This window comes from Rhizobium sp. 18055 (assembly GCF_902706285.1).
Lineage (GTDB): Bacteria > Pseudomonadota > Alphaproteobacteria > Rhizobiales > Rhizobiaceae > Rhizobium.
In genome coordinates, this window is record NZ_CACSKD010000048.1 from 1 (window position 1) to 1,417 (window position 1,417).

General features: G+C 66.6%; 1 protein-coding gene. It reads right to left on the reverse strand.

Annotated elements, in window-relative coordinates; genetic code table 11:
* Positions 1-35 precede the first annotated feature (35 nt).
* Positions 36-1,417 (reverse strand): efflux transporter outer membrane subunit (locus tag GVL52_RS27800; protein WP_160012634.1); only part of this gene is annotated, 1,382 nt, incomplete at its 5' end.

The window sequence follows — 1,417 nt, forward strand, 5'->3', positions numbered from 1 at the left end:
CGGCGAACCGGGGCTTTGCATGTTCAATCGTTTGCTCAGCTAGCCTTTGGCGGTGCCACGGTTGGCTTGCCGTCCGGGTTGTAGCCGCCGCCGACGGCGACGTTGAGCGAGACGTAGTCCTTGGCCATCTGCTGGATCGCCTGGGCGAGACTTGCCTGGGCCGTCGAGACCTGGCGCTGGGCGTCAAGCACGTCGAGCAGCGAGGAGGCGCCGTCCTTGTAGCTGGCGGTCGACAGGTCGAGCGTTTCCTGGGTGGTCTTCACTTGGGCGCGCAGCGCTGCCACCGTCTGTGCGTCGCGGCGAACCGCCGACAGCGCATTTTCGACTTCCTCGACCGCTTCCAGAACCGTCTGCTTCCAGGCGAGGTACTGGGTCTTGGCGGTCGACTTGGAGATATCGACATTGGCGCGCAGGCGGCCGCCGTCGAAGATCGGCAGGGTCAGCGTCGGGCCGAACGACCAGCTGGTCAGGCCACCATTGCCGCCGACCGGGCGAACGTAGGAGGGGGCGATCGAGCCGGACAGCGCGATCGTCGGGTAGAGCTGCGAGATCGCCACGCCGATATCGGCGGTGGCGGCGGCCAGATTGCGCTCGGCGACACGAATGTCGGGACGGTTGCGGATCAGGTCGGCCGGAACGCCCGAGGTGATGCCACCGCGGAACACCGGCTGGGAACCGCCGCGCTGCAACTCGCCGACCATCGAACCGGCCGGCTTGCCGAGCAGGGTGGCGATGTGGTGGGCGGCGACGCGGAAGCTGGTTTCCAGACCCGGGATTTCTGCCTGGGTCGACTGGACCAGACCTTCGGCCTGGACGACGTCGAGGCGCGAGGCTGCACCGGCTTCAAGCTGGAACTTGGTCAGCTCGTAGGTTTCCCGACGCGACTTCAGGTTGGCCTGGGAAAGCGAGATGCGCTCCTGGTAGTAGCGGGCGTCGACATAGGAGTTCACCAGATCCTGGAGATAGGTGAGCTTGGCAACGTCGGCGGTCGAGTAGGCGGCATCGAGCGAGGCCTGGGCGCTTTCCTTGGAACGGCGGTACTGGCCGAACAGGTCGAGCAGCCAGCCGACATTGGCGCTGCCGCCCGTCGTGTTGGTGGCACCGGCGCTGGTGGACAGGCCGCCCATGGTGCCGCTGTTGGTCTGCGAGGCGCCGACCGTCAGGCTCGGCAGGCTGCCGGCACCGGCAACGGTGACGTTGGAGGCGGCGGCGTTGATGCGTTCCAGCGACTGCTGGATCGACAGGTTCTCGTTGAGGCCTTGACCCACCAGCGCATTCAGGCGCTGGTCGCGATAGGCTGTCCACCAGGTGACCGTCGAGACATCGGCGCCGACCTTGGCGCCACCCTCGTTGAACTTAGCCGGAAGCGGCATTTCCGGGGGAACATGATCCGGGCCGCTCACACAGCCGGCGAGAA